Origin of the sequence: Pseudoalteromonas sp. SR45-5, assembly GCF_014163565.1 — a bacterium.
Classification (GTDB): Bacteria; Pseudomonadota; Gammaproteobacteria; order Enterobacterales; family Alteromonadaceae; genus Pseudoalteromonas; species Pseudoalteromonas distincta.
Genome location: NZ_JACJDN010000449.1, coordinates 1 through 3,415, shown reverse-complemented (window position 1 = coordinate 3,415; position 3,415 = coordinate 1). Strand labels below are relative to the sequence as shown.

The window sequence follows — 3,415 nt, the reverse complement described above, 5'->3', positions numbered from 1 at the left end:
CCAGCAATACATTGCTGGCATTTTTTATAGCTTACCTATTTATTACTTTGCTAATTTTTTAGCTAGGTATAACCATGTTTCTATTACTGTGTCTGGATTGAGTGAAACAGAGTCAATGCCCTGCTCTACTAACCATGCTGCAAAGTCTTCGTGATCTGAAGGACCTTGACCACAAATACCTACGTACTTGCCTTTTTCTTTAGCTGTTTTAATTGCCATAGAAAGTAGTTTTTTAATTGCTGGGTTACGCTCATCAAATAAATGTGCGATTAAACCTGAATCACGATCAAGACCAAGCGTTAACTGTGTTAAATCGTTAGAGCCGATAGAAAAACCATCAAACATTTCTAAAAATTCATCAGCAAGTAATGCATTTGAAGGCAGCTCACACATCATGATTACTTTAAGACCATTTTCACCACGTTTAAGGCCATGCTCTTCTAGTAATTCAATTACGCGTTTACCTTCTTCAAGGGTACGTACGAATGGGATCATGATTTCAATGTTTGCCATATCCATGTCGTTTCTTACGCGTTTTATAGCTTCACATTCTAATGCAAAACAATCGCGGAAGTCTTCAGAGATATAACGTGCGGCGCCACGAAAACCAATCATTGGGTTTTCTTCTTCTGGCTCGTATTGCTGGCCACCAACTAGGTTTGCGTATTCGTTTGATTTAAAATCAGACATACGCACAATTACACGCTCCGGTGCAAAAGCACAACCAAGCGTTGAAATACCTTCAACCAGTTTTGTTATGTAAAACTCTACCGGTGATTCGTAACCGGCAATCATGTCAGTAATTTCTGCTTTTAATGCATCGGTTTGCGCATCAAAATTTAATAACGCTTTAGGGTGAACGCCAATCATACGGTTGATAATAAATTCAACTCGCGCAAGGCCAACACCTGCATGCGGTAAGCGTGCAAAGTCAAAGGCGCGATCGGGGTTACCCACGTTCATCATTACTTTCATTGGTAGTTCTGGCATTTTATCAACGCGTGACGTTAGTATTTCAAAATCTAAAATACCTTCGTAAATAAAGCCGGTATCGCCTTCGGCGCACGATACTGTTACTTCTTGTCCCGCTTTAATTAAATCAGTTGCATTACCACAACCAACAACTGCCGGAATACCAAGTTCGCGTGCAATTATTGCCGCGTGACACGTACGGCCACCACGATTTGTAACAATCGCTGCTGCACGTTTCATGATTGGTTCCCAATCAGGGTCGGTCATATCGGTTACTAAAATGTCGCCTACTTGTACCTGGTCCATTTCTTTAATTGAATCAAGAACACGTACAACACCGCTACCAATTTTGTGACCAATTGCACGGCCTTCAACAAGTACATTACTTGTGCTATTTAATTGAAAACGTTCCATTACGTTTGAGTCTTCGTTTGAGCGGACAGTTTCTGGACGTGCTTGAACTATATATAGTTTGCCGTCGTTTCCGTCTTTTGCCCATTCGATGTCCATAGGACGACCGTAATGTTTTTCAATGATTACAGCTTGTTTGGCAAGATCTTGCACTTCTTCATCTGTAATCGAAAATTTATTAGAAAGCGCAGGGTCAACATCAACGATGTCTACTTGCTTACCATGTGCTTTATCTTCTGAGTAAATCATTTGTATGGCTTTAGAACCAATATTACGACGTACTACTGAAGGTTTGTTTTTAAGGAGTGTTGGTTTATGAACATAAAATTCATCAGGGTTAACCGCGCCCTGTACAACCATTTCACCTAAGCCGTAGCTTGATGTAATAAATACAACGTCTTCAAAACCAGACTCTGTATCAATACTAAACATTACGCCAGATGCTGATTTATCTGAACGTACCATGCGCTGTATACCTGCTGATAACGCTACACCACGGTGATCGTAACCTTGGTGAACACGATATGAGATTGCGCGGTCATTAAATAATGAAGCAAATACGTGTTTAATAGCGACCATGACTGAATCGATACCGACAACGTTAAGAAAAGTTTCTTGTTGGCCTGCGAATGATGCATCTGGCATATCTTCAGCGGTAGCTGATGAACGTACTGCAAATGAAACATCTGCTGCAGTATCGCCATGGAGTTGGCTATATGCGTCGCGAATGGCTTGATCTAGGTTTGGTTGGAATGGTGTGTCGATTATCCATTGGCGGATATCGGCACCGACTTTAGCGAGTGTATTTACATCATCAACATCAAGTGTATCTAGGATGTCATGAATTTTGGCGGTGAGTCCTGATTGATCTAGAAACTCATTAAAAGCATCTGCGGTAGTTGCAAAACCACCCGGTACTTGTACACCAGCGTTTGCGAGGTTTGAAATCATTTCGCCAAGTGACGCGTTTTTACCGCCAACTCGAGGAACATCTTGCATACCAAGCTCTTGATACCAGAGAACGTATTCTTGCACGGATCTTTCTCCAAAAAAAACAAATTGTAGGTCTAACTGTGAGAGTTAAGAAAGAAAACCTTTTATAAAGGTCGTCATCATTCTACACTGGCAACAGTCCTCACGTAAACCGTGGGAAACCCATTTTAGGGATTTAAACGCAATAAAAAGGTTAATTATGAGAACTGCTTTTTATATATCAGATGGAACAGCAATTACTTCAGAGGTATTTGGGCATGCGACTTTGTCGTTGTTTCCTATCGATTTTAATCATAAAACAATTCCATTTGTAGAAACTGAAGAAAAAGCGCACGAAATTAAAGCTTTAATTAATGCAACCGCTGCAAAAACTGGTGAAAAGCCTTTCGTGTTTTTTACTTTTGTGAATCACAATTTAAGTGAAATTATAAAATCGGCTGATGCAGTTACATATGATTTTTTAACTACGTATAGCGAAAAAATAGAAAAAGAACTCAACGTAGCTCCTGTTCCAAAAATGCATCGTACGCATTCTATCCACGAAAAAAGTTATGATTTTAGAATTGATGCGGTTAACTATGCTCTTATGAATGATGATGGCGGAAATATTAAAAACTTTTCCGAGGCAGACATCATTTTAATTGGCGTTAGCAGAAGTGGTAAAACCCCTACAAGCTTATACTTAGCACTGCAGTACGGCATTAAAGCGGCTAACTACCCTATTACAGAAGAAGATTTAGATAATGAAGGTTTGCCTAAATGTTTAGTCCCTTATAAACATAAGTTATTTGGACTGACGATTGACCCTGAGAGGCTTGCGGCTATAAGGCATCGACGTATGGCTAACTCTAAGTATGCTTCAATTAAACAGTGCCGTATTGAGGTGCGCGAAGTGGAAATGTTGTATAAGCGTCACAAAATAGCTTACTTTAATTCTACGCATCATTCTGTTGAAGAGATTTCTGCAAAAATACTGATAGAGACAGACTTGGAGCGACGTAAGTACTAACTTACTCATCAAATTTGAAATAAAAAAAAC

2 protein-coding genes are annotated in these 3,415 nt (G+C 39.7%); one reads left to right on the top strand and one right to left on the bottom strand.

The window, feature by feature from the left end:
• Positions 1–42: 42 nt before the first annotated feature.
• The gene (gene ppsA / locus H5072_RS14930; protein ID WP_182693965.1) at positions 43–2,418 is read right to left on the bottom strand and encodes a phosphoenolpyruvate synthase; all 2,376 of its coding nucleotides are present in this window, start codon (positions 2,416–2,418) and stop codon (positions 43–45) included.
• A 157-nt stretch (positions 2,419–2,575) separates the two neighbouring features.
• On the opposite strand from ppsA, the gene H5072_RS14925 reads away from it, so the two are divergent.
• Positions 2,576–3,385 (top strand): pyruvate, water dikinase regulatory protein, encoded by an 810-nt coding sequence (locus H5072_RS14925; RefSeq protein WP_007583184.1) that lies wholly within the window; start codon positions 2,576–2,578, stop codon positions 3,383–3,385.
• Positions 3,386–3,415: the final 30 nt, after the last annotated feature.